This is a genomic window from Roseobacter sp. (assembly GCF_039970775.1).
Classification (GTDB): Bacteria; Pseudomonadota; Alphaproteobacteria; order Rhodobacterales; family Rhodobacteraceae; genus Roseobacter.
The window spans coordinates 16622-40216 of sequence record NZ_JBDVLG010000022.1; the positions used below are offsets into that span (position 1 = coordinate 16622).

Below are 23595 nucleotides of genomic sequence, written 5' to 3' on the forward strand. Positions count from 1 at the left end.
GAGGCCAGATGACATTCCAGCAACCAACGCTCGACACTTCACCTCATGTATCCGACGAGGTGCGCAAGACCACCTGTTATATGTGCGCCTGCCGCTGTGGCATCAACGTACACATGAAAACAGACGCCGATGGCAACAAACAGGTCGCCTATATTGAGGGCAACAAGGACCACCCCGTCAATCAGGGTGTTCTATGTGCCAAAGGGTCGGCGGGCATCATGCAGGTCAACGCCCCGTCGCGATTGCGCAAACCTCTCAAGCGTGTGGGCGAACGCGGCGCCGGTGATTTCGAAGAAATCGAATGGGATGAGGCGTTGCAAATCGCCACCGATTGGCTGGAACCCGTGCGTCGGGACAACCCCGAAAAGCTGGCGTTTTTTACCGGTCGCGATCAGTCACAGTCTTTCACCTCTTTTTGGGCGCAAAATTTCGGCACCTGTAACTATGCGGCCCACGGTGGGTTTTGTTCGGTCAATATGGCCGCCGCAGGTATCTACACAATGGGCGGCGCGTTCTGGGAATTTGGCCAACCCGATTGGGACCACACCAAGTTGTTCATGCTGTTCGGGGTTGCCGAAGATCATGACAGCAACCCGATTAAAATGGGCATCGGCAAAATCAAGAAACGCGGTGCGCGGGTCATCGGGGTGAATCCCATTCGCACCGGGTATAACGCTGTGGCCGATGATTGGGTTGGCATCACACCGGGCACCGATGGGTTGTTCATTCTGGCGATGATCCACTGCCTGATGAAGGCGGGCAAGATCGACCTGACGTATCTGGCGCAATACACCAACGCGCCCGTGCTGGTGATCAACAACCCCGGCAAGGCCGACCATGGTCTGTTGATGCGTGATGAAAACGGCAAGGAATTGGTCGTTGATCGCGCCACCGGCAAGCTCACACCGTTTGACCAACCCGGCGTGAAACCCGACCTTGCCGCCACCTACGACAAAGACGGCCAAACCCATCGGCCGGTATTTCACCAGATGGCCGATATGTATCTGGATGATCAATACACACCAGAAAACGTGGCCGAACGGTGCGGGATCCCGGCCAAACGTATCCGTGCCATCGCCGCCGAACTGGCCCGCGTGGCCTTTGACGAAGCGTTTGAGCTTGATCAAAAGTGGACAGATTTCCGGGGCGAAACCCACGATAAAATGGTGGGGCGGCCGGTGTCGTTCCATTCCATGCGGGGGATATCGGCCCATGCGAACGGGTTTCAGACCTGCCGCGCGCTGCATACGCTGCAAATTATCCTTGGCACGGTCGAGGTGCCGGGCGGGTTCCGGTTTAAGCCGCCCTACCCCAAACCGGCCACCGCCCACCCCAAACCACACTGCAAGGTCACCTCTGATGCGCCGTTGGACGGGCCCCACCTGGGGTTTGTGCACGGGCCAGAAGACCTGATGCTAAAAGACGACGGTACGCCCGCGCGCATCGACAAGGCCTTTACCTGGGAAAACCCCATGTCCAGCCACGGGCTGATGCATATGGTGATCTCCAACGCCTATGCCGGCGACCCCTATAAGATCGACGTTTTGTTCATGTATATGGCCAATATGTCGTGGAATTCGTCGATGAACACGCGCGGTGTCATCGATATGCTGACCGACAAAGACGAGACCGGCGAATATGTGATCCCCAAGATCATCTATTCTGATGCCTATTCGTCCGAAATGGTCGCCTACGCCGATCTGATCCTACCCGACACGACGTATCTGGAACGGCACGATTGCATTTCCCTGCTCGACCGCCCCATCTGCGAGGCCGACGCCGCCGCCGATGCGATCCGTTGGCCGGTGATCGAACCCGACCGTGACGTCAAAGGGTTTCAGTCGGTGCTGTGCGATCTGGGGGCAAAACTGGGCCTACCGGGGTTTGTGAACGAAGATGGCAGCCAGAAATACGCCGACTATGGCGACTATATCGTGAACCACGAACGCAAGCCCGGCATTGGGCCGTTGGCCGGGTTCCGCGGTGAAAATGGCGACCAATCGGGCCGCGGGGCGGTGAACCCCAAGCAGCTTGATAAATATATCGAAAACGGTGGATTTTTCGTCGAACACATCCCCGAGGGGGCGAATTACTACAAACCTTGGAACGCCGCGTATCAGGATTGGGCCGTGGGGATGGGGATTTTCGACAGCCCGCAACCCTATCTGTTTTCGCTTTATGCCGAGCCCATGCGCAAATTCCAGCTGGCCGCCGAAGGCCACGGCGACCGCCAGCCCCCCGAACACCTGCGCGCCCAGATCCAAGAGAAAATGTCGCCGCTGCCGATCTGGTATTCTTGCGAGGCCGAAAACCACGCTGCCGATTACCCCATCACGGCGCTGACCCAGCGGCCGATGGCAATGTACCATTCTTGGGGGTCGCAAAACGCGTGGTTGCGGCAGTTGCATGGGCACAACCCACTGTATCTGCCCACGAAACTGATGTCAGAGCACGGTCTGGTTGATGGCGACTGGGCGCGTGTGACCTCACCACATGGCGAGATCACGGTGCCGGTGCTGGAAATGGCCGCGTTGAACGAAAACACCGTCTGGACATGGAACGCCATCGGCAAACGCAAAGGCGCGTGGGCGTTGGAAGAAGACGCGCCTGAGGCCACGCGTGGGTTCTTGCTCAACCACTTGATCCACGAATTGCTGCCCCCCAAAGGCGACGGTTTGCGGTGGGCCAATTCGGACCCGATCACCGGGCAGGCCGCGTGGTTTGACCTAAAAGTACGCATCGCCAAGGCCGCAGCCCCAGAGGAGGCGCAACCGGGCTTTGACCCGATCAAATCGCCTGTAGGGTCTGGCCCCAAAGATTTAACGTGGAAGGTAGGCAAATGACCGATTTCTCGTTTTATCATTCTGCAGCAAGGGCTTGCGTTGGCCAAACCAACCACGCGCACCCAGCCAACCAAGAGGGCCACCTATGACCACTCTGCCAGCTAAAACCGAAAAGAAACTCGGCCTTGTCATTGATCTGGACACTTGCGTGGGCTGCCACGCCTGCGTGATTTCCTGCAAAGGCTGGAACACCGAAAACTACGGCGCGCCGCTATCGGATCAAAACGCCTATGGCGCCGATAATTCGGGCACGTTTTTGAACCGGGTGCATAGTTTTGAGGTGCAACCAGACGACGGCGCGGCCCAGCTGATCCATTTTCCCAAGTCGTGCCTACATTGCGAAGACGCCCCCTGCGTGACCGTGTGCCCCACAGGCGCTAGCTACAAACGGGTCGAAGACGGCATCGTTTTGGTCAACGAAAGCGACTGCATCGGCTGTGGGTTATGCGCGTGGGCCTGCCCCTATGGCGCCCGCGAACTGGACCAAGCCGAAGGCGTGATGAAGAAATGCACGTTGTGTGTAGACCGGATCTACAACGAAAACCTACCCGAAGAAGACCGCCAGCCCGCCTGTGTGCGCACCTGCCCATCAAACGCGCGCCACTTTGGCGATTTGGGCGACCCTGACAGCGACGTCAGCAAACTGGTGGCCGAACGCGGCGGTATGGATCTGATGCCCGAACAAGGCACCAAACCCGTCAACAAATACCTACCGCCCCGCCCCAAGGACGCCATGCCCGAATTTGACGTGCTGGCCCCCTTCCTTGAACCCATCGCGCAAGAACCCAAGGGGTTTCTTGGGTGGCTCGATAAGACTTTGGAGAAACTTTAATGCACCCCGCACCTTCTGTTATTTTCTTCACCGCATTCAGCGGGTTGGGTTTTGGATTGCTGGTTTTTCTGGGGCTTGGGTTTCCCGGTGTGACCGGCTGGACGGCCTTTGCGTTCTTTGCGATCGCCTACATCATGGCCGTGGGCGGACTGATGGCGTCTACCTTCCATCTGGGGCGCCCTGAACGGGCCCTCAAGGCGTTTGCGCAGTGGCGTTCCAGCTGGCTCAGCCGCGAGGCATGGTGCGCGGTTGGCGCCCTTGTGACGATGGCTATTTATGGGGCCGGGCTGGTGTTTTTCGGCACGCGTCTGGGCTGGCTGGGGTGTATCGGCGCGCTGCTGTCCATAGCCACCGTTTTCACGACCTCTATGATTTACGCACAGCTCAAAACCATCCCCCGGTGGAACAGCGGCCTGACGCCGTTCACATTTCTGTCCATTTCCTTGGCGGGGGGCGCGATTTTGTCCAGCGAGGTCGGCGCGGCGGTTGTTATGTTGATCATCGCGGGTCTGGTGCAGCTGTTTGCGTGGTCCGAAGGGGACAAGGCCTTTGCGGAATCCGCCACCAACATGGACACGGCCACCGGTCTGGGCGACCGCGGACGCGTCCGCGCCTTTGAGCCACCGCACACGGGTACCAACTATCTGCTGCGCGAGTTCGTGCACCAAATCGGGCGCAAACACAGCCAGAAGCTGCGCATCATTGCCATGGTGTTGATGATCGTGCTGCCGTTTATTTTGCTGATCTTGCCGTTCTCGCATTTCTTTGCGCTGCTGGCCGTCCTGAGCCATATCGGCGGTGTCTTGACCTCGCGCTGGTTGTTTTTCGCACAAGCAGAGCACGTCGTGGGGCTGTACTACGGCGAACGTTAACGACTGGCACATATCAAAAAAGGCGCGGGTCGAAACCTGCGCCTTTTTACGTTTCAGTCTTTGAGATTGCTTAGTTCAAAAGCCCGGCGTGACGCAGCCCCGCATCAACAAGCGCCCGCGTGTCATCAGACAGCGCAACCAACGGCAAGCGGATCTCGTCAGAACACAGGCCCAACTGCGACATCGCGTATTTAACGCCAACAAGGCCGGGTTCGGTAAAGATCGCCTTGTGCAGCGGCATCAACCGGTCCTGAATAGACAGCGCGGTGGCATAGTCGCCCGCCAAACAGGCCGCCTGCATATCGCTCAGCAACTTGGGCGCCACATTCGCCGTCACCGAAATACAGCCCACGCCGCCTTGTGCGTTGAACCCATGCGCCGTCGCGTCTTCGCCAGACAGCTGCACAAAATCGGGCCCGCAGGTCAGACGTTGGTCGCAAACCCGCGCCAGATCGCCCGTGGCATCTTTGACGCCAACAATCCGGGGCAGTTTTGCCAGCTCGCCCATGGTTTCAGGCGTCATATCCACGACAGACCGGCCCGGGATATTATAGATGACAATCGGCAGTTCGGCACAATCATGCAGCGCGGTGAAATGCGCCAACAGCCCCGCTTGCGTCGGTTTATTATAGTACGGCGTGACCACAAGTGCGGCATCCGCACCGACCTTTTCAGCGTGACGCACAAGGCGCATCGCCTCGACCGTGTTGTTGGACCCGGCACCGGCAATTACGGGCACGCGACCTGCAGCGGCCTTAACCACCTCTTCCACGACCACCTCATGTTCGCGATGGGTCAGCGTGGGGCTTTCGCCGGTGGTCCCGACGGGCACCAAGCCGCTACAGCCTTCAGCAATGTGCCATTCCACAAGTTTCTTCAGTGTCTCCAGATCCAGCTCGCCGTTCCTGAACGGCGTGATGAGGGCAGGCATCGAGCCTTTAAACATGTACACGCTCCTTTTTTCGTTTTTTGGCCGGCAAATGGCCCGAGATTAATAGTCTGTAAGCGGTATCGTGATTTGCTGTGTGACGACCACGCTATATGTATGCCTCTAGACCTCAAACACTGGGAATTGCAAGTGATCAGACGCTGGCTGACGACCCTGTTCATGATTTTCGCGCTTGTGTCGCCCGCAATGGCGGACCGGCCGCGCCCGCTCGCCCATGCCATAGAGGCCATGCGCAAAGGCGAATGGAACACCGCCGCCAAAATTGCCGCACGCGATGGCGACGTTGCGGCCGACATCATCGAATGGTCGCGGTTGCGCGCAGGTGCGGGATCGTTTGAAGAGGTCACCGCCTTCCTGGCGCGCCGCCCAGATTGGCCCGGCGAACGATATCTGCGCAAACAATCCGAACGGGCCGTGCTGTCGCAGGTTGATTCGCAGGTTTTGGCGTTTTTCGCGACCACCCAAGCACAAACCCCCGAGGGTGCGTTGCGCCACGTCGAAGCATTGATGCGAAGCGGCGCCGACAGCAAAGCGACCGAGGTGCTCGTCAACGCCTGGCAAGACATGACCATGGGCAGCACCGCACAGGCGTTGTTTTTAGCCACCCATGGCGACAGGTTAACCCCGTATCATTCGGTCCGGTTGGACAATATGCTTTGGTCCGGCGCATTCGAGAATGCAAAACGCATGTATAGTCTGGTGTCCAAGGCGGACATCGCCGCAGCCAACGCGCGCATGGCGCTGCGCCACCGTGCCGCTGGCGTCGACACCTTGATATCGCGCATACCGTCCAGCCACGCCAACAGCGGTGGGGTGCAATACGAACGTTTCATGTGGCGGGTCGCCAAAGGACGTTGGGCGGACGCCAAAGAGTTATTAGTCGCAACATCAACCAGCACGGATGCCTTGGGCAAACCCGAAGCCTGGGCCAACCGGCGCCGCTCTATGGCGCGCGACGAAATGCGCGATGGTCTGGCAGAGCGCGCGTACGTAATTGCGTCTCGGCATTTTCTGGCATCGGGCTCCAATTACGCGGATCTAGAGTGGCTTGCGGGGTATATTGCCCTGCGCAAACTCAACGAACCGGAGACGGCCCTGCAGCATTTCCGAAATCATGATGCAGCTGTGCGGTCCCCTATATCCAAGGGACGATCAGGCTACTGGCAAGGTCGTGCATTGGAGGCAATGGGCGATGTGGCTGGCGCCGATCAAGCGTATACTGCCGCCGCGCAACACCAAACATCCTATTACGGCCTTCTGGCGGCCGACCGGGCCGATCTGCCGTTTGATACCGCGCTGGCGGCGGAAGCGACCGAAGGTAACTGGCGTACTTCTGCTCTTGCAACCGATTCGGTTTTTGTGGCGGGGATGCTTTTGCAGGCATCCGGCCAGCGGGATCTGGCAGAACGGTTTTGGACGCATCTCGCCGAATCGCTCGACCATGAAACCGCGGCTCTTTTGGCAGAAGCCGCCCTCGAAGTAGAAGAGCATCATATCGCGGTTATGATCGGGAAAAGAACCGCGCGCCGTGCTGTTGTGGTTCCACGTGGGTACTACCCCGTGCATCCACTGGCCACCCGCCGGTTGCCAATGGCCCCCGAGATGTTGCTGGCCATCGCCCGGCGCGAAAGCGAATTTGACCCCGGTGTGCAAAGTGGCGCAGGCGCCCGTGGGTTGATGCAGATTATGCCCGCCACTGGCCGCGAAGTAGCCGCATCTATCGGACGGTCAAAATCGTTTAGTGCAGACCGCCTCATCAACGATCCGGCCTATAATGCCGAATTGGGCGCCGCGTATTTGTCCACCCTCGCGGGCCGTTTTCGCGGAAACGTTGTGATGATGTCGGCCGCTTACAACGCAGGCCCAAGCCGCCCTGACCGATGGATGATCAGGTTTGGCGATCCCCGCAAAGGCGACATAGACATCGTGGATTGGGTGGAACACATACCTTTCCGGGAAACTCGCAACTACGTTATGCGTGTCACAGAAAGCCTGCCCATCTACCGCGCCCGTCTTGGCAAAGATCCTATGCCCAACACCTTTGCAGAAGAGCTCACTGGGTCAACGCTGTTGTCGTTCGCGCCACAAAGTGAATAGCCCCGCCGTAACAATAACCGCCACCCCGAGCGCCACATTTAGGCGAATACTTTCGCCAAAGACAACAACGCCCAATGTTGATGCAAACACCAACTGGAAATATGCAAACGGCTGCACAGCACTTGCTTCGGCCACTTCATAGCAGCGAATGAGTAACCAATGCCCTGCTACGCCGCTGACGCATAAGACACCCATCCAGATCCAGTCGCTCCAGATCATTGGCTCCCAAAACCATATGCCAATGACCGTCATGACGCAGGCACCCGCCGTGCCCGTCCAGAAAAAACTGGTTGCGGTTGCGTCTTGGCGCGCAGCGTATCGCGTCAACAAACCATAAAGCGCGAACATCAGCGCGGCCACCAACGGGATCATGGCATAGGGGTCAAACACCGATACGCCCGGCTGCAAAATGATCATCACGCCAACAAATCCAACGCCAATCGCAAGCCAGCGACGCCAGCCTACGTTTTCGCCAAGAACCGGGCCGGACAAAGCCGCAACCAACAAAGGATAGCAGGCAAAAACCGCGTGACTTTCCACCAACCCAAGGTAGGTGAACCCAGTCACCATAACGCAAACTTCGAGCGCCAACAAAACGCCACGGAAGCTCTGCAAAAGCGGCTGCCGGGTCTGCGCTGCCGCCCGGACACCCCCTGCATTGCGCCGCGCAATCGCAATCACGAACGCGGCAAAAAACCAATACCGCACCATGACGACAAGATAGACGTTATAGGCCCCCGCCAAATGGCGTGAAATCCCGTCTTGAAACGCGAAAACAATGGTGGTCAGCACCATTAACCCCACGCCCAATCGGACATTGTTAGATTGTGTCATGCCCGCAACGTTCCGATCGTCATATGGCGTTTGCGTCCGAAACCCGGCACCCGCTGCACATCGAACCCGGCCGCATCCAATGACCGGCGCACCCCGCCTGCGGCCGAATATGTCGCACAGGTTCCGCCTGTGGCCGTGTGTCGACCGACCTCATCCATCAACGCACTCGACCATAGTTCGGGGTTCTTGGCCGGTGAAAAGCCATCAAGGTACCAGGCATTTGCGCGCCCTTGCCATGCGGGCAAGCTGGTTCGGGCGTCACCGATCACCACTTCTAACGACACATTTTGCACTGGTGAAAACGCCCCACCATCAACGCTCCAGTGATCAACCAAGCTGTCGCGGAGGTCTCCCAACACATGAAAAGGCGCCAGCGCACGCGCCATTTCTGCGCCCGTCATTGGGAAGGCTTCGAAACTGGTAAACCGCAACGGCCCGCGCACACCCGCCTGTTGCCACACCTGCAACGTCGTCAGAAAATTCAACCCCGTGCCAAACCCCAACTCGGCGATGTGAAACCCATCGCAGAACCGTTCTGGCAATTGGTTACCCTGCAAAAATACGTGCCGTGTTTCTTCCATTCCGTCTTCAAGACTGAAATAGGGATCGTCAAAACGATCCGACACTGGCACCCCATCCGGGTTCCATGACACATCCGCCGTCTGGTTCTGCACAGCTAAGCCTTGTAGGGTAATGACCAATTGGCGCGACATTGGGGGAGACGCAAGCCTTTGGCAATGGCCGATATAACGATCCGTGGGGCGGGCATCTTTGGCCTGTCCATCGCGTGGGTTTGTGCGCAACGAGGTGCGCGGGTGGCCGTGATTGATCCCGGCGGCCCTGCGGCAGGCAGCAGCGGTGGTTTGGTCGGGGCGCTGGCCCCGCATGTCCCCGAAAACTGGAACGCAAAGAAGGCGTTCCAATTCGAGAGCCTTTTGATGTCACCGCAATTTTGGGCCGAAGTCGAAGACGCAGGCGGCGCGCAGGCCGGGTATATCCGGTCGGGTCGCGTGCAGCCGGTGCTTGACCTGCGCAGCCTTGAGCGCGCCCACCAGCGCACCCACACAGCCGCAGACCTGTGGCGGGATCACGCAGAATGGTCCGTGCAGACCGCGCAAGACACCCCATGGCAGCCGCATTCGCCCACAGGCTGGATAATCAAAGATACGCTCAGCGCGCATCTGCACCCGCAACAGGCTTGCGCCGCACTGGTTGCTGCGCTTGCGTCAAAAGGGGTCACGGTTCAGTCAGACGGTGCAGATACCGGCGCGGTCGTTTGGGCCACCGGGGTCGCGGGTCTGGCCGCGTTAACGCAGGGGCACCATCGGCAGGTCGGCAACGGGGTCAAAGGTCAGGCCGCATTGCTGGATTACGATGCACGCGGGGCGGCACAGATTTTTGCAGACGGTGTGCATATTATCCCCCATCTTGATGGGACGGTGGCGATTGGGTCTACATCTGAGCGCGATTTTGCAGACCCCGCATCGACGGATCATCAACTAGAAGACGTCATCGCCAAGGCGCGCACGGTTGTGCCGGTGCTTTGCGATGCGCCGGTGCTCAAACGGTGGGCCGGGGTGCGCCCACGCAGCCGCAGTCGCGCGCCAATGTTGGGCGCATGGCCCGATCGTCCGGGACATTTCATCGCAAACGGTGGGTTCAAAATCGGCTTTGGCATGGCGCCCAAAACCGCCCATGTTATGGCCGATTTGGTCTTGGACAGGCGCGATGCGATCCCCGCAGGGTTTGAGGTCGCCGCGTCACTATAGTGACATCGTGCCCAAAACGGCCTGTGGTTTAGCGGTCAACTGCGGTGCGCAACGCAGCCATCAACGCGGTCAAATCGCGCAAATAGGCCTCTGCGGTCAGGTGGCCTTCGGCGTCAAATTGGTTGCTGCTATCGGCCAGATGCACTTCGGGGCCCTGCAGAATGACCGGACGAAACGGCTGCATGAACCCTCGTAGCACCATTTGCGCCCGCTCGCCGCCTGCGCGCCCTGCCGCAGCCGACATAACTGCGACCGGTTTACCCGACCACGGGCGGGTGCCTGTACGGCTGACCCAGTCCAATGCGTTTTTCAACACACCTGACGGGCCCTTGTTGTATTCGGGCGTCGAAATCACCACCGCATCGGCTGCCGCAATCTGATCACACAGTGTTTGCACAGCACCGGGGACACCAGTCGCGGCCTCTTGGTCGCCGTCATACAGGGGCAACCGCAGGTCGCCCAACACAAGGTCGCACTCTCCGAACAGCCGCGCGGCCTCGCGCACCAGCATCGTGTTCGTTGCATCTTGCCGCAGCGATCCCGATATGCCGAGAAGTGTATAGGCTGCCATGGCGGCTCTCCTTTGGGTCAGTTGCTTTTGCGCATTTGACCTAGCCTTACCATGCTACAGCCCTGTGGCAAGGCCACAGAGCTGCATCTATTTTCACCAATACGACCCGTTAGTTGGTCGGCACAATGACGATCTCGACCCGGCGGTTTTGGGCCTTGCCAGACGCGTTTAGATTGCTTGCAATGGGTTGATTTTCACCCCGTCCAAAGGTCTGTAGCCGCGCATTGGGCACACCTGCGTTCAGCAACACAGAGGCAACCGCATTGGCACGCCGTTCCGACAGTTGTTGGTTGTAGGCGGCATCGCCGTCGCTATCGGTGTGGCCGATCACCTGAACCGTCGATTGCGGGTATTTGTTTAGGCTGCTGGCCACCGCATACAGATCGTTTTGCAGATCCGACCTGACGGCAAAGCTGCCGGTTGCAAAGACAATGCTCTGCGGCAGGTTCAGGATCAGACGGTCGCCGGTATTGGTGATACCAACATCGCTGTCCAAATCACGCCGCAACTCGGCTTCTTGTTGATCAAGGTTATACCCAATGCCAGCCCCCAAGGCCCCACCGATCACGGCACCTACCAACGCGCCATCGCTACGGTTGCCATCGCCGCGCGACAAAGCCCCCGCAAGAGCACCGGCCCCTGCACCAATCAACGCACCCCGTTGTGTTTTGGACGTATTCGTCCCCAGCTGGTTAGGGTCGGTACAGGCGGCGAGCCCAAGAGCACCCGAAAGCGCGAGGATTACCGGAATTTTTACAAATGTCATATCGTACTGCTTTCAATGATTGCGGCCCCGTTCGGGCGGGGCGTCTTGGTGTGAACTCCGTATACATGGCGTCGGTTCCCCCACAAACCAAGGGGAAAAGCCATCGGCAATACCCCGCCACCCCGACGCCACGCTTATGTTTCGGTGTGTGCTGCCTCATAGGCCAACATGGTGCGTTTCATTGGCAACCCCCAATGATACCCGCCCAATCCCCCCGATTTTCGCAAAGCCCGGTGGCAGGGAATAAGCCAACTGATCGGGTTGCGCCCAACGGCCGTGCCCACGGCACGCACGGCCGCCGGTTTGCCGATGGCTTGGGCGATTTCAGAATAGGTTGTGACGTGGCCGGTGGGCACGGTCAGCAAGGCCTCCCAGACGTTGATCTGAAACGGCGCACCAATCAGGAACATGGGCGCCTTGTCCAAGGTGCCATCCCCCGCGCCAAACGCGTGCAACACCCACGCGCGCAGCATCGTTTCGTCTTTGACGAAATCGGCCTTGGGCCACCGTGACATCATATCCTGCAAGGCGGCGTCTTCGCCCATTTCGGCAGAAAACCCCATGCCGCAGATCCCCCTTGCGGTGCCCATGACGATCGCCGGGCCAAAGGGGCTGTCGAACCACCCCCAAAAAATCGTCAACCCCGCACCGCTGCGGGCAAATTCCCCCGGACTCATGGCTTCCCACCGCAAGAACAAGTCGTGCAACCGCCCGCTGCCGGACAGCCCAACGGCATGGGATGCATCCAACGTCGTAAACCTGTCACGCAGCAGCGATTTCGCGTGCCCCAACGTCAGATATTGCTGATACCGCTTGGGCGAAATCCCCGCCCACCGCGAAAACAGTCGCTGGAAATGCGCCGTGCTCATGCCCATGTCGGCGGCCAGTTGGTCAAGCGTCAGAGGGTCGTCTGCGGCATCGATAAGATCAATCGCGCGGCGCACGATCTGATAGTGGTACGCCGTTTCGGTCTGGTCGGGGTTTGGGAGGTTCTGTGTCATGGCACCAATGCTATGCAATTGCGGCTGCGCGTGCGACCCGAAACATGCGTGTTCGGCCAGGCGGGCCATGTTGACGGCCTTGCCCACGCGTCCAAAAAGCCCCATACCATCGCCATGGTAAAACAGCTCGGTTATCACACCATCCGCGAGATTTTCACGCGCTTTCAAGAGGCAGATCCAGAACCCAAGGGGGAGCTGGATCACGTCAACGTTTATACGCTGGTGGTGGCTGTGGCGCTCAGCGCGCAGGCGACTGATGCGGGCGTCAACAAAGCCACGCGCAAATTGTTTCAGATCGCAGACACCCCGCAAAAGATGCTGGATCTGGGGATTGAGGGCGTCACCGAACATATCAAAACCATCGGGTTGTTTCGCCAAAAGGCCAAGAACGTGATCAAGCTCAGCCAGATCTTGGTCGATGATTACGACGGCGTTGTCCCCAACAGCCGCGCCGCCTTGCAAGGGTTGCCCGGTGTCGGGCGCAAGACGGCTAACGTGGTGTTAAACATGTGGTGGCAATATCCGGCACAGGCTGTGGACACACATATCTTTCGTCTTGGCAATCGCACCGGCATCGCGCCCGGCAAAACCGTCGAGGCCGTTGAACGCGCCATCGAAGACCATATTCCCGCTGATTTTCAGCTTCATGCCCATCATTGGATGATTTTACACGGGCGCTATCATTGCAAGGCACGCAAACCGATATGCCCCACATGCATCATCCACGACCTTTGCCCCTTTGAGGAAAAAACCACATGAAAACCTACCAGCTTGTTGGCATCGGAAACGCCGTTGTTGATGTGATCACCCATGCCGATGACAATTTTCTGGACCTGATGGGGATCGAAAAAGGCATCATGCAACTGGTGCCGCGCGACCGGTCAGAAACGCTTTATGCCGCGATGCAGGACCGTTTGCAGACCCCCGGCGGCGCGGTCGCAAACACGGTAGCGGGCGTAGGTGCGTTGGGGTTGCAAACTGCGTTTATCGGCCGGGTCCGCGATGACGCATTGGGCCAGTTTTACGCCAGCGCCATGACAGACAACGGCATCGATTTTGCCAACCCGCCCGTCGCGGACGGCGAAGACCCCACATCGCGCAGCATGATTTTCGTGGCGCCCGATGGCGAACGGTCGATGAACACCTATTTGGGCATTTCTACCGGGCTAACGTCGGCAGACGTGTCGCCCGACGTCACAGCCAACGCGCGGATCATGTTCCTGGAAGGCTATCTGTTTGACCACGACGCGGGCAAAAGTGCATTTCGCGAAGCCGCCCGTGCGACCAAGGCAGGGGGCGGCATTGCGGGCATCGCCATTTCTGACCCCTTCTGCGTAGAACGCCACCGCGATGATTTTCTGTCACTGATCGAAAACGACCTTGATTACGTCATCGGCAACGAACACGAGATCGCCTCCCTGTTCCAAACCGATTTTGAGACCGCTCTGGCCAAAACAGCCGAAATTTGCCCTCTCGTTATCGCCACCAGATCCAAGGATGGGGTTAGCGTCGTAGGCGACGGCAAGCGCGTCGATATGCCCGTCACGCAGGTAACCCCCGTAGACGCCACAGGCGCGGGCGACCAGTTTGCCGCCGGGTTCCTATACGGATTGGCCACCGGCCGTGACCTAGAAATCTGCGCGAAAATGGGCAACCTCTGCGCCGCCGAAGTCATCAGCCATGTGGGCCCCCGCCCACAGATCGACATGATGCAGGTGTTTAAAAACGAAGGCCTCGTATGACGATGTTGGCGGATGGGATGCACGATGTGCCCCGTGGCAAATTGGCCACGGTTGTCACCCACCTCGAAATGACATCCCACGTGCAAACCACACCGCGCGCGTTGCCCGAAGGTGTTACCTTTCGGCGCGTTCAGCCTGACGTGGCTTGGTACCGCGATGTTTACAAACGCGTCGGTGGGCTTGATTGGTTGTGGTTTGGGCGGCTGACGGTCGACGATGACGCGCTCGGGGCGATCCTGACGGATCCGGGAACGGAATTTTATACGCTGTCAAAAGACGGCCAAGACCACGCCCTGCTCGAACTCGACTTTCGCACACCGGGGGAATGTGAACTGATGTATTTCGGCCTCACGGCCAGCTTGATCGGCACCGGATGTGGGCGCGCCCTGATGAACGAGGCCGTCGCGCACGCATGGTCCAAACCGATCACGCGGTTCCATCTGCGCACCTGCACCTTCGACAGCCCGCAGGCCTTGAGGTTCTACCAGCGCAGCGGGTTCACAATCGTCAAACACGCCATTGAAATCGCAGATGATCCGCGTAAATTGGGTCTTTTGCCAGAAACCGCCGCCCCGCATGTGCCCTTGCTGCGGGGTTAAAGAAGATCGCGGAATTCGGCCATCACGGCCGCATAGACATCGCGTTTGAACGGCACGATATTTTCGACCAAAGCATCGGCGCTCAGCCACCGCCAATGCGAAAATTCGGGGTGTTCGGTGGCGATGTTGACCTGGCTATCGTCACCGTCAAACCGCATCAGGAACCATTTTTGTTCTTGCCCACGATAGCGCCCCTTCCACAGCTTGGGTACCAAATCATGCGGCAATTCATAGGGTAGCCACTGCGCGCTTTCGGCCTCTATGCGCACCAAATCAGCCGTGACGCCGGTTTCTTCCCACAGCTCGCGCAGGGCGGCCGCGCGCGGGGCCTCGCCTTTGTCGACCCCTCCCTGAGGCATCTGCCAAGCGTCATATTCGCTATCGCGCCGTTGCCCGACAAACACCTGCCCGTGCGCATTCACCAACATCACACCCACACAAGGCCGGTAGGGCAGTTTTTCGATGTCTTCTGGGGTCATCCGAGCCGTTTCTCCATCTTTGCACGCGCCAAGGTTTCGCCGTGACGTTCCACCGTTTCATGATGGATAACCAAAAACCCCATCGCCCGAAAGGCCGGTTGTGCCATCAAACTCGCGTGGGTCGACAAGACCTGATCCCCCTGCGATCTGGCCTGACGGTCGATGTGTTCATAAAGCTGGCGGAAAATCCCCTGCCCGCGATATTGCAGCCGCATGAACGCAAGATCGATATACCCACCTGCCATGATGCTCATGAAACCTGCCGCATTGCCGTCCCGTTCGGCCATGGCAATGTGGTGCCCCGCCAACCGGTCCCGCCACAGGTCGCCCGATGGCGGCGCGGCCACCCAAGCGGCCCGTTGCGCATCCGTATAGGGGCTGGGCCCCTCGTGGATCGCCGCATAAAACACTCGGCCCAATGTGTCGGCGTCCTGCGGCCCTGCCCATCTGATCATGCAGCCCCCTTGCGCCTATATGACGCCGCGTTTGACGTGACAGCCAATACCTGATCGTGTGATCTCGTGCCAACCATATCCGGGGGGAAAATCTTATGGCTGACTATCCGCATCTTCTGGCACCGCTTGATCTGGGCTTTACCACGCTGAAAAACCGCGTGCTGATGGGGTCGATGCACACCGGTCTGGAAGAAACCCACGACTGGGCGCGGGTGGCTGAATTTTATGCAGCACGGGCGCGGGGGCAGGTCGCGTTGATGGTCACCGGCGGGATTGGCCCCAACCTCGAAGGGTCCGTCCTACCCGGAGCGGCGATGATGGTCAGCGACCAAGATGTCGCCAATCACCGCGTGGTCACGCAGGCGGTGCATGCCGAAGGCGGCAAGATCGCGATGCAAATCTTGCATGCGGGGCGCTATGCGTATGGGCCTAAATGCGTGGCCCCCTCTGCGGTGAAATCCCCCATTTCGCCGTTTGCGCCCACTTCGTTAGATGCCGCCGGGATCGAAACGCAGATCGCCGATATTGTCACCTGCGCCCAACGTGCCCGCGAGGCAGGCTATGACGGCGTCGAAATCATGGGATCCGAAGGGTATTTCCTGAACCAATTCCTCGTCACCCACACCAACAAGCGCACCGACGATTGGGGCGGGTCCTATCAAAACCGGATGCGATTGCCCGTCGAGGTTGTGCGCCGGGTGCGCGCGGCTGTGGGTCCCGATTTCATCCTGATCTACCGGTTATCGATGATCGATCTGGTGCCCAACGGGTCCACCCATGACGAGGTCGTGCAACTGGCGCAGGCGGTTGAACACGCAGGCGCCACCATCATCAACACCGGCATCGGCTGGCACGAAGCGCGCATCCCCACCATCGCAACATCGGTTCCACGCGCGGCGTTTGCCTGGGTCACCAAGAAACTGATGGGGCAGGTGGCAATCCCGGTGATCACCTCCAACCGGATCAACACCCCCGACGTCGCCGAAGGTGTGTTGGCGGACGGATGCGCCGATATGGTGTCAATGGCGCGCCCGATGTTGGCTGACGCTGATTTTGTGGCCAAGGCAATGCGCGGGGCATCTGACCAAATCGCCCCCTGTATTGCGTGCAATCAGGCCTGTCTGGACCACACCTTTGGCGGCAAGATTTCCACATGTTTGGTGAACCCCCGCGCCTGTTACGAAACCGAGCTACAGATCACGCCCACCACCACCCCGAAAAACATCGCCGTTGTCGGGGCGGGGCCTGCCGGGTTGTCGGCCGCGATGACCGCTGCAGACCGTGGGCACAAAGTGACCCTGTTTGATCAATCGGACGAGATCGGCGGTCAGTTGAACATGGCCAAACAGGTCCCCGGCAAAGAGGAATTTCACGGCCTTGTCGCGTGGTACCGCACCATGGTGGCCGCCGATAAAATCACGCTGCGGCTGGGCCAACGCGTCACCGCCAGCGACCTGACCTCATATAACGAGGTGATCCTCGCAACCGGGGTCACCCCGCGTGATCCGGGTATCCCCGGCCAAGACGGCGCCCATGTCCTGAGCTATATTGATGTGCTGCGCGGCAAGGCCCCGGTTGGACCCCGTGTGGCGGTGGTGGGTGCGGGTGGTATCGGGTTTGATGTGGCCGAATACCTTGTGCACGCAGGCACCAGCCCCACCGAAAGCATACCAGATTGGATGCGCGAATGGGGCGTGGCCGACCCCGCCGACCACCGCGCAGGGCTGGCCCCCGAAGGCCCACAACCCAATGCGCCCGCCCGACAGGTCACGCTGTTGCAACGCAAGGCCGAAAAACCCGGCAAGCGTCTGGGCAAAACAACCGGCTGGATCCACCGCGCCGTCCTGTCCATGAAGGGCGTGAAAATGATAGGTGGGGTCAGCTACGAGCGTATCGAAGACGCCGGGATCATGGTGTCATATGGCGATGCACGCGAAAACCCGACGCTGATCCCAGCCGATACGATTGTGCTCTGTGCTGGGCAATTGCCCGAACGCGGCCTTGTCGAGGCGTTGGCCGCGCAGGGCACGCCGTGTCATGTTATCGGCGGCGCAGATGTGGCCGCTGAACTGGACGCGAAACGGGCGATTAATCAGGGCACCCGCCTTGCCGCCACGTTGTGACCACACAGGATGCGCCCTGCATTTGGGCGTTTCCACATGCAAAACGATCCGCCCAAATAACGCGATACTGTCTCACCCCTGCCCCGTTCTTGCCCAATTTGCCCGGCATTACATAAGCCAACAGCATATTGATATAAGGGATGGCGATGGACCGCCTCACAGAAATGGAAGCCTTCGCCACGGTCGTGGATCAGGGCGGCTTTACCGACGCAGCCCGCAAAATGGGGATCTCAAAATCCGCCGTCTCCAAGCACGTGTCCTCTCTTGAGGCGCGTCTGGGTGTGCGGCTGTTGAACCGCACAACACGGCGTGTGAACCCCACGGAAATCGGTCTGGCCTACTATGATCGCGCCCGCCGTGTGCTGAACGACGCGGGCGAGGCCGACGCGCTTGTGACCTCTATGCAGACGGCGCCCTCGGGGCTTTTGCGAATATCGGTGGCGACCGATTTTGGGGTCAACCACCTGTCCCCGGTCCTAAGCGATTTCTTGACGGATTTCCCGGATATCACCGTGAATATGGTCCTGAACAATCGCTACGTAGAGCTCATTTCCGAAGGGTTCGATATGGCCATTCGCATCGGCGAGTTAGAAGACAGTTCGCTACGCGCGCGCAAGCTTACGGAAACCACCAAACGTATGATCGCCAGCCCCGCGTATTTCGAAAAATACGGGCGGCCACAGAAAATCGACGATCTGAATGATCACAAGCTGCTGCATTATTCCAACCAATCCTCAGGGAATGTCTGGAAGCTGACCGCGCCATCGGGCGAGAAACGCCAAGTGCGCACCGCAGGTTGGCTCAGCGTCAATGACGGGCAATCCCTTCTAAACGCGGCGATTTCCGGCCTGGGGATCGCGTATTTGCCCAGCTTTCTGTATGCTGAAGCCATGGAAAAGGGGCTGATCGAAGACGCCATTCCTGACCTGCCGGTTGAGACCCAAGGGATCTATGCCGTCTACCCGCCGGGGCGTTTCACACAGCCCAAAGTGCGCGCGTTCATTGATTTTCTGGTGCATGTTTTCGCCGACAAAGGGCCGTCTGACTGGTAACATCCCGCCGCGGACCGGCCTATTGCGTGCCCAACACCACCGCTTCGACCCGGCGGTTGCGGTCGCGCCCGTCGGGGGTGGCATTCGTTGTGAGCGGCGCAAGGTAGCCCACGCCTTCGGCATCAAGACGCGTGGCGTTGATCCCGTATTCGTCGACCAGACGTGACTTTACCGCCTGCGCACGGGCCCGCGACACACCAATGTTGGGCGCAAGCCCGCCCACCGTGTCTGTGTGCCCGACCAACGCGATCCGTAGATCTGGGCGATCTGTCAACAGCGCGGCCAGTCGCGCCAGCGTCGCAAACGGTCCCGGCCCCAGCGTCGTTGTGCCCGTCGCGAAATCCAGATCATACAGCGCCAAATAGCCGTCCACCAACGGATCAGCCTGCGTGTTGCCCGAGGGGGCGGGTTGTGTGGCCGGTGCCACAACAACCGGCGGCCTAACCGACGTGCCCGCATGGATCACCTGCACATATGCAGAGGCGGTTGTTGTGCTGGCCAAAACGGTTACCGCTTCGGTTGGGGCGTCTTGCGGGCCTTTGAAGGCGGTCAAATACCGATAGGCCCCGATGTTGACGTACATATTTGGCCCCGGCAGCACCTCAACCGCAAACCGGAAATCGAACCCCCCGCAAGAGGCCTCACCGCATTCAAACGCGACCCGGTAACCCAACGCTTCGATTTGGTCGCGCAAAGGGGCCATCACTTGCAGAGGCGTCAGGCCACGCGCACCCAGCCGCCAAGCCCGCCGCGTCACGGCCCCCTCAAGGGTCAGCCCAGGCACCGCGCCATCAACGAACCCACCAACAGGCGCATCAAAGCTATCCAGCTTTGTGGCGCGTTCCACGGTCATCTGCCCGCCGGATGGCAATGCCAGATCAAGCGCCCAAGCACCCCCAGCCGCCCACGACAGCACCGCGATAAGGAACATTGCCCGCGCGGTCATCTGGCCTGCGCGTGGTAGTCGTCGTTGGGTCGCATGGCCGTGGCGCTGGCCACGCGGTTGGTCATGTTGAAAAACCCCGCCACATTCGCGATGTCCCAGATGTCGTGGTCGGTGAACCCTGCGTCGCGCAACGCCGCGCGGTGGGGGTCTTCTATGGTGGCGCTTGCGGTTGTCATCTGTGCGGCGAAATCCAGCATCGCCCGTTGGCGCGCGTCCAGATCCGCCACGCGGTAGTTCATCACCAAGGTCTCGCCCAATTGCGGGTCGCCTGACAACGCACGCACCGCGGCCCCATGAGCAACCAGACAGTAGAAACATTTGTTGATCGACGACACGACAACTGCGATCATCTCGCGGTCTAGTTTGCTAAGACCCGACGGCGCCAACATCAGGTTGTTATACATCGCCGTGAACGCATCCAGTTTATCAATATCAAACGCATAGGCGCGCAAGACATTGGGGACCATGCCTAATTTGTCCTGGCAGACGTCGAAATATGTCTGTGTGGGCGCAGGCAGCGGGTCGACCATTGGCAGGTTCAAAGCGGTGGGCAGGGCGGTATCAACCATCTTGGAGTGTCTCCAGTGCGGCTTTTTGGCGGTAATGGTACTGCCCCACCACCTCAAAGCCCAGTGAGGAATAGAGCTGGTTGGCACCGTGATTGGCTTGGGTACACAGCACCGCAATATGACGCGCACCCTGACCCTGCGCCCAATGCGCCGCCGCCCGCATGATCCAGCGCGCTACACCTTGGCGGCGCTGGCTGGCCAGAACCTCGACGGCATGCACCATACATATATCGGTATGCAGGGCCGCAAATCCAACCCCTGCGGGTTTTTCGTTCCAGCGGGCCAAAATACCGGTTTTCTGCGCCGCGCGGTCCATCACGGCCAAACGCGCAGGCCCAATGCCCCCCGCCGCCCAGATTTCGCGCATGATGGCCAGCGGTTCCCAGACGCAAAACGCCGTCACCGGTGGAATGGCCACATCCGTCAACGCGGTCACAGGGGCGATATACAGGTTCACCGGATCGACGATATCATAGCCACGCGCGGCCAATGCTGTATCCAAGTCGGTCTGATCCGGGCGCAGGGTAAACAGCAGGCCTTGGCCCCGTGCGCGCATGGCCGCTTCGGCCTGTGGGATGTCGGCGGCCGTCGCACCTGCCAGTGCTGACGCCGCAGAGACGCGCTTGCCGCCGCCCTGCCCGTCACGCAACAACCACGGGCCGTTTTCGCAATATCCAGCCGCAGGCCAGGTTGCATCCACCGCCGCAAAGAGCGCCGGTACCGTCATGCCGGAAAGATCGCGGCCAGTTGGTCGTGGGCCCGGCGCACCAAATCGGCATCAACCCCGCGAATGACGATATTGGCCCCATAGCCACCGTCCTTTTGGGTGAACGGATAGGACCCCATGCTCAACATCGGGTACTCTGCGGCCAGCGCCCCCAGCGGCCCTGCGATCTCGCCCTCACCCCGTTCGATCCGCAGGGTTTCAGACACCAACGGTGCCCCCCCGGCCAGCGTGGGCAGCACGCTTTCTACCATCGCAACAAACACCGATGGAACACCCGCCATCACATGCACGTTTTCCACCGTAAAGCCGGGCGCACCCGACACCGGATTGTCGATCAACGTGGCCCCTGCGGGAATGCGCGCCATACGCAGGCGCGCGGCGTTCATTTCCGTGCCGGCGGCGTCATAACGGGCCTGCAAAATCGCGCGGGCATCATCGCGCACGTCAATCGCGACGCCAAACGCGGCGGCGATACAATCGGCGGTGATATCGTCATGGGTGGGGCCAATCCCGCCGCTGGTGAACACAACGTCATAGGCACCCGACAACGTCTGCACGGCGGCGATGATGGCGTCTTTGTCGTCGCTGACCACGCGGACCTCGGTCAGGTCGATCCCGGCGTTGGTCAGTTGGCCCGCCAGATGGTACATATTGGCGTCGCGGGTGCGCCCCGATAAGATCTCGTCTCCGATGACCAACATGGCGGCGGTAGGATTGGACATTGCGTGGCTTTCCTTGCGTCTCGGTTGAGCGCAGGTATAGACGCGGGGTCATGCGCTTTCAAACCGAACTTGTCCCCGCCCGCCTGACCCGCCGCTACAAACGGTTTCTGGCCGATTGTGTGTTAGACAGTACCGGGGCCGAGATCACCGCCCATTGCGCCAACCCCGGATCGATGATGGGTTTGGCCGAACCCGGCACGCGGGTGTGGCTGGAACCCAACGACGATCCCAAAAAGAAACTAAAATACGGCTGGCGGTTGGTCGAAGACGACGCGGGGCATTTCACTGGTGTGGATACCGCATTGCCCAACAGGCTGATGCGGGCGGCGTTAGAACAACAGGCCGTGCCAGAGCTGACCGCCTATAAAACCGTCCGCCCCGAGGTCAAATACGGCGAAAACAGCCGGATCGATTTCCTGTTGCAGCAAGACAGCCTGCCCGACGTCTACGTCGAGGTCAAAAGCGTCACCCTATCGCGCCAGCCGGGCCTTGCGGAATTCCCCGACAGCGTCACCGCGCGCGGGGCGAAACATTTGCACGAACTGACCCGCATGGTGCAGGCAGGCCACCGGGCCGTCATGTTCTATCTGCTGCAACGCACAGATTGCGACCGCTTTGCGCTTGCGGGCGATATCGACCCGGCCTATGCCGCCGCCTATCGCGCCGCCTGCAACGAAGGCGTTGAAACTTTGTGTTATCGCACCAATATCTGTCCCACGGGCATCACGCTTGCGGATACCGTTATTCACCTACCCTGAACGCCCTCTGGCCCTTGGGGATCATGCGCGGTACAAGCGCGTCAAACAGTCACGACGGAGCACTTTCGTGGACGAAGATCATCGCGGCCGCCACACCAAAGACGGCATACGTATTTACGACCCGGCCGATTTCGCAGGTATGCATGCCGCGGGAGCGTTGGCCGCACGCATCCTTGACGATGTCGCACCCCTAGTTTTTGTGGGCCAAACCACAACGGCCATTGATGCCGCGATCACCCAGATGGTCGAAGACGCAGGCGCGACCTCGGCCACCATCGGCTACAAGGGCTACAAACACGCCAGCTGTATTTCGGTGAACCACGTGGTGTGTCACGGCATCCCCAGCGACAAGCGCCTCAAGGATGGCGACATCCTGAACATCGACGTGACCGTGATCGTGGATGGATGGTTTGGCGACACAAGCCGCATGTATGTGGCGGGCAAATTGCCGCGCAAAGCCGAACGTCTGATCCAAGTCACCCACGACGCGCTGATGCTGGGCATCGAGGCGGTGAAACCCGGCAACACCTTTGGTGACATCGGCCACGCCATCCAGACCTATGCAGAGGCCCACCGCATGTCGGTTGTGCGCGATTTCTGCGGCCACGGGTTGGGGCGGGTGTTTCATGCGCCGCCCAACGTCTTGCACTACGGGCGTCCGGGCACGGCTGCTGTGCTGGAAGAGGGCATGTTTTTCACCATCGAACCCATGGTGAACCTGGGCCGCCCCGAAACCAAAACCCTCGCCGATGACTGGACAGCCGTGACCCGCGACAAGTCGCTGTCAGCGCAGTTTGAACATTCCATTGGGGTGACGGCGACCGGTGCCGAGATCTTCACCCTATCCCCCGGCGGTCGGTATCACCCGACCTATCCCGCAGAATAATCA

Annotated in this window: 24 protein-coding genes; 12 read left to right on the forward strand and 12 right to left on the reverse strand. The window is 59.7% G+C overall.

All coding sequences use genetic code 11. From position 1 onward, the window contains the following. Positions 1 to 8: 8 nt before the first annotated feature. The 3 genes from ABJH13_RS04450 (at position 9) to ABJH13_RS04460 (ending at position 4547) form a co-directional block, all read left to right on the forward strand. Positions 9 to 2843, forward strand: a complete 2835-nt coding sequence (locus ABJH13_RS04450; RefSeq protein WP_348405012.1) for a molybdopterin oxidoreductase family protein — start codon at positions 9 to 11, stop codon at positions 2841 to 2843. An 85-nt stretch (positions 2844 to 2928) separates the two neighbouring features. Continuing rightward, entirely contained in the window at positions 2929 to 3675 is a 747-nt protein-coding gene (locus tag ABJH13_RS04455) for a 4Fe-4S dicluster domain-containing protein (protein WP_348405013.1), read from the forward strand. Continuing rightward, positions 3675 to 4547: a DmsC/YnfH family molybdoenzyme membrane anchor subunit gene (locus ABJH13_RS04460; RefSeq protein ID WP_348405014.1), complete on the forward strand. Its 873-nt coding sequence runs from the start codon at positions 3675 to 3677 to the stop codon at positions 4545 to 4547. Before ABJH13_RS04455 ends, ABJH13_RS04460 begins: the two co-directional genes overlap by 1 nt. A gap of 70 nt (positions 4548 to 4617) precedes the next feature. Here ABJH13_RS04460 and dapA read toward each other — a convergent pair whose 3' ends face one another. Then, positions 4618 to 5493, reverse strand: a complete 876-nt coding sequence (gene dapA, locus ABJH13_RS04465) for a 4-hydroxy-tetrahydrodipicolinate synthase (protein WP_348405015.1) — start codon at positions 5491 to 5493, stop codon at positions 4618 to 4620. Between the two features lie 132 nt (positions 5494 to 5625). Between dapA and ABJH13_RS04470 the strand changes: the two genes are divergently transcribed. Then, positions 5626 to 7593: a lytic transglycosylase domain-containing protein gene (locus ABJH13_RS04470; RefSeq protein ID WP_348405016.1), complete on the forward strand. Its 1968-nt coding sequence runs from the start codon at positions 5626 to 5628 to the stop codon at positions 7591 to 7593. Here ABJH13_RS04470 and ABJH13_RS04475 read toward each other — a convergent pair. Continuing rightward, complete coding sequence (locus tag ABJH13_RS04475; protein WP_348405017.1) at positions 7558 to 8427, reverse strand: DMT family transporter; 870 nt, start codon at positions 8425 to 8427, stop codon at positions 7558 to 7560. The genes ABJH13_RS04470 and ABJH13_RS04475 overlap by 36 nt on opposite strands. After that, positions 8424 to 9101, reverse strand: a complete 678-nt coding sequence (mnmD, locus tag ABJH13_RS04480; protein WP_348405018.1) for a tRNA (5-methylaminomethyl-2-thiouridine)(34)-methyltransferase MnmD — start codon at positions 9099 to 9101, stop codon at positions 8424 to 8426. Before mnmD ends, ABJH13_RS04475 begins: the two co-directional genes overlap by 4 nt. A gap of 63 nt (positions 9102 to 9164) precedes the next feature. On the opposite strand from mnmD, the gene ABJH13_RS04485 reads away from it, so the two are divergent. Beyond that, positions 9165 to 10196, forward strand: coding sequence for an FAD-binding oxidoreductase (locus tag ABJH13_RS04485; RefSeq protein WP_348405019.1), 1032 nt, complete (start codon positions 9165 to 9167; stop codon positions 10194 to 10196). A 28-nt stretch (positions 10197 to 10224) separates the two neighbouring features. On the opposite strand, the gene ABJH13_RS04490 is transcribed toward ABJH13_RS04485, so the two are convergent. From ABJH13_RS04490 to ABJH13_RS04500, 3 genes are all read right to left on the reverse strand, one after another. Continuing rightward, positions 10225 to 10767, reverse strand: coding sequence for an NAD(P)H-dependent oxidoreductase (locus ABJH13_RS04490; RefSeq protein WP_348405020.1), 543 nt, complete (start codon positions 10765 to 10767; stop codon positions 10225 to 10227). A gap of 109 nt (positions 10768 to 10876) precedes the next feature. Further along, complete coding sequence (locus ABJH13_RS04495; RefSeq protein ID WP_348405021.1) at positions 10877 to 11533, reverse strand: OmpA family protein; 657 nt, start codon at positions 11531 to 11533, stop codon at positions 10877 to 10879. Between the two features lie 134 nt (positions 11534 to 11667). Further along, positions 11668 to 12534 carry a bifunctional helix-turn-helix domain-containing protein/methylated-DNA--[protein]-cysteine S-methyltransferase gene (locus ABJH13_RS04500; protein WP_348405022.1) on the reverse strand — a complete coding sequence of 289 codons (867 nt, stop codon included), beginning with the start codon at positions 12532 to 12534 and terminating at the stop codon, positions 11668 to 11670. Between the two features lie 114 nt (positions 12535 to 12648). Between ABJH13_RS04500 and nth the strand changes: the two genes are divergently transcribed. The 3 genes from nth to ABJH13_RS04515 are packed head-to-tail and all read left to right on the forward strand — an operon-like array spanning position 12649 to position 14875. Beyond that, the gene (nth, locus tag ABJH13_RS04505) at positions 12649 to 13293 is read left to right on the forward strand and encodes an endonuclease III (protein WP_348405059.1); all 645 of its coding nucleotides are present in this window, start codon (positions 12649 to 12651) and stop codon (positions 13291 to 13293) included. Continuing rightward, positions 13290 to 14276: an adenosine kinase gene (locus ABJH13_RS04510; RefSeq protein ID WP_348405023.1), complete on the forward strand. Its 987-nt coding sequence runs from the start codon at positions 13290 to 13292 to the stop codon at positions 14274 to 14276. The genes nth and ABJH13_RS04510 overlap by 4 nt, the downstream gene beginning before the upstream one ends. Positions 14277 to 14278: 2 nt before the next feature. Further along, on the forward strand, positions 14279 to 14875 hold the full coding sequence (locus ABJH13_RS04515) for a GNAT family N-acetyltransferase (protein WP_348405060.1): 597 nt from the start codon (positions 14279 to 14281) through the stop codon (positions 14873 to 14875). Here ABJH13_RS04515 and ABJH13_RS04520 read toward each other — a convergent pair. Then, a complete protein-coding gene (locus ABJH13_RS04520) occupies positions 14872 to 15354 on the reverse strand; it encodes an RNA pyrophosphohydrolase (protein ID WP_348405024.1) in 483 nt (160 codons plus the stop codon). The two genes, ABJH13_RS04515 and ABJH13_RS04520, sit on opposite strands and share 4 nt — an antisense overlap. Next, positions 15351 to 15809 (reverse strand): GNAT family N-acetyltransferase, encoded by a 459-nt coding sequence (locus ABJH13_RS04525; RefSeq protein ID WP_348405025.1) that lies wholly within the window; start codon positions 15807 to 15809, stop codon positions 15351 to 15353. The genes ABJH13_RS04520 and ABJH13_RS04525 overlap by 4 nt, the downstream gene beginning before the upstream one ends. 95 nt (positions 15810 to 15904) lie before the next feature. Here ABJH13_RS04525 and ABJH13_RS04530 point away from each other — a divergent pair, with 95 nt between their 5' ends. Beyond that, positions 15905 to 17932, forward strand: coding sequence for an NADPH-dependent 2,4-dienoyl-CoA reductase (locus ABJH13_RS04530; protein ID WP_348405026.1), 2028 nt, complete (start codon positions 15905 to 15907; stop codon positions 17930 to 17932). A gap of 146 nt (positions 17933 to 18078) precedes the next feature. Continuing rightward, positions 18079 to 18984, forward strand: coding sequence for a LysR family transcriptional regulator (locus tag ABJH13_RS04535; RefSeq protein WP_348405027.1), 906 nt, complete (start codon positions 18079 to 18081; stop codon positions 18982 to 18984). 19 nt (positions 18985 to 19003) lie between these two features. On the opposite strand, the gene ABJH13_RS04540 is transcribed toward ABJH13_RS04535, so the two are convergent. From ABJH13_RS04540 to ABJH13_RS04555, 4 genes are read right to left on the reverse strand one after another with little or no spacing between them, the layout of a single operon-like run. Continuing rightward, a complete protein-coding gene (locus tag ABJH13_RS04540) occupies positions 19004 to 19930 on the reverse strand; it encodes an OmpA family protein (protein ID WP_348405028.1) in 927 nt (308 codons plus the stop codon). Further along, the gene (locus ABJH13_RS04545; RefSeq protein ID WP_348405029.1) at positions 19927 to 20499 is read right to left on the reverse strand and encodes a peroxidase-related enzyme; all 573 of its coding nucleotides are present in this window, start codon (positions 20497 to 20499) and stop codon (positions 19927 to 19929) included. Before ABJH13_RS04545 ends, ABJH13_RS04540 begins: the two co-directional genes overlap by 4 nt. Beyond that, positions 20492 to 21226 carry a GNAT family N-acetyltransferase gene (locus tag ABJH13_RS04550; RefSeq protein WP_348405030.1) on the reverse strand — a complete coding sequence of 245 codons (735 nt, stop codon included), beginning with the start codon at positions 21224 to 21226 and terminating at the stop codon, positions 20492 to 20494. Before ABJH13_RS04550 ends, ABJH13_RS04545 begins: the two co-directional genes overlap by 8 nt. Continuing rightward, on the reverse strand, positions 21223 to 21948 hold the full coding sequence (locus tag ABJH13_RS04555) for a molybdopterin-binding protein (protein WP_348405031.1): 726 nt from the start codon (positions 21946 to 21948) through the stop codon (positions 21223 to 21225). Before ABJH13_RS04555 ends, ABJH13_RS04550 begins: the two co-directional genes overlap by 4 nt. 50 nt (positions 21949 to 21998) lie before the next feature. On the opposite strand from ABJH13_RS04555, the gene sfsA reads away from it, so the two are divergent. After that, positions 21999 to 22706: a DNA/RNA nuclease SfsA gene (gene sfsA, locus ABJH13_RS04560; protein WP_348405032.1), complete on the forward strand. Its 708-nt coding sequence runs from the start codon at positions 21999 to 22001 to the stop codon at positions 22704 to 22706. 67 nt (positions 22707 to 22773) lie between these two features. Further along, positions 22774 to 23592: a type I methionyl aminopeptidase gene (gene map / locus ABJH13_RS04565; RefSeq protein ID WP_348405033.1), complete on the forward strand. Its 819-nt coding sequence runs from the start codon at positions 22774 to 22776 to the stop codon at positions 23590 to 23592. Positions 23593 to 23595: the final 3 nt, after the last annotated feature.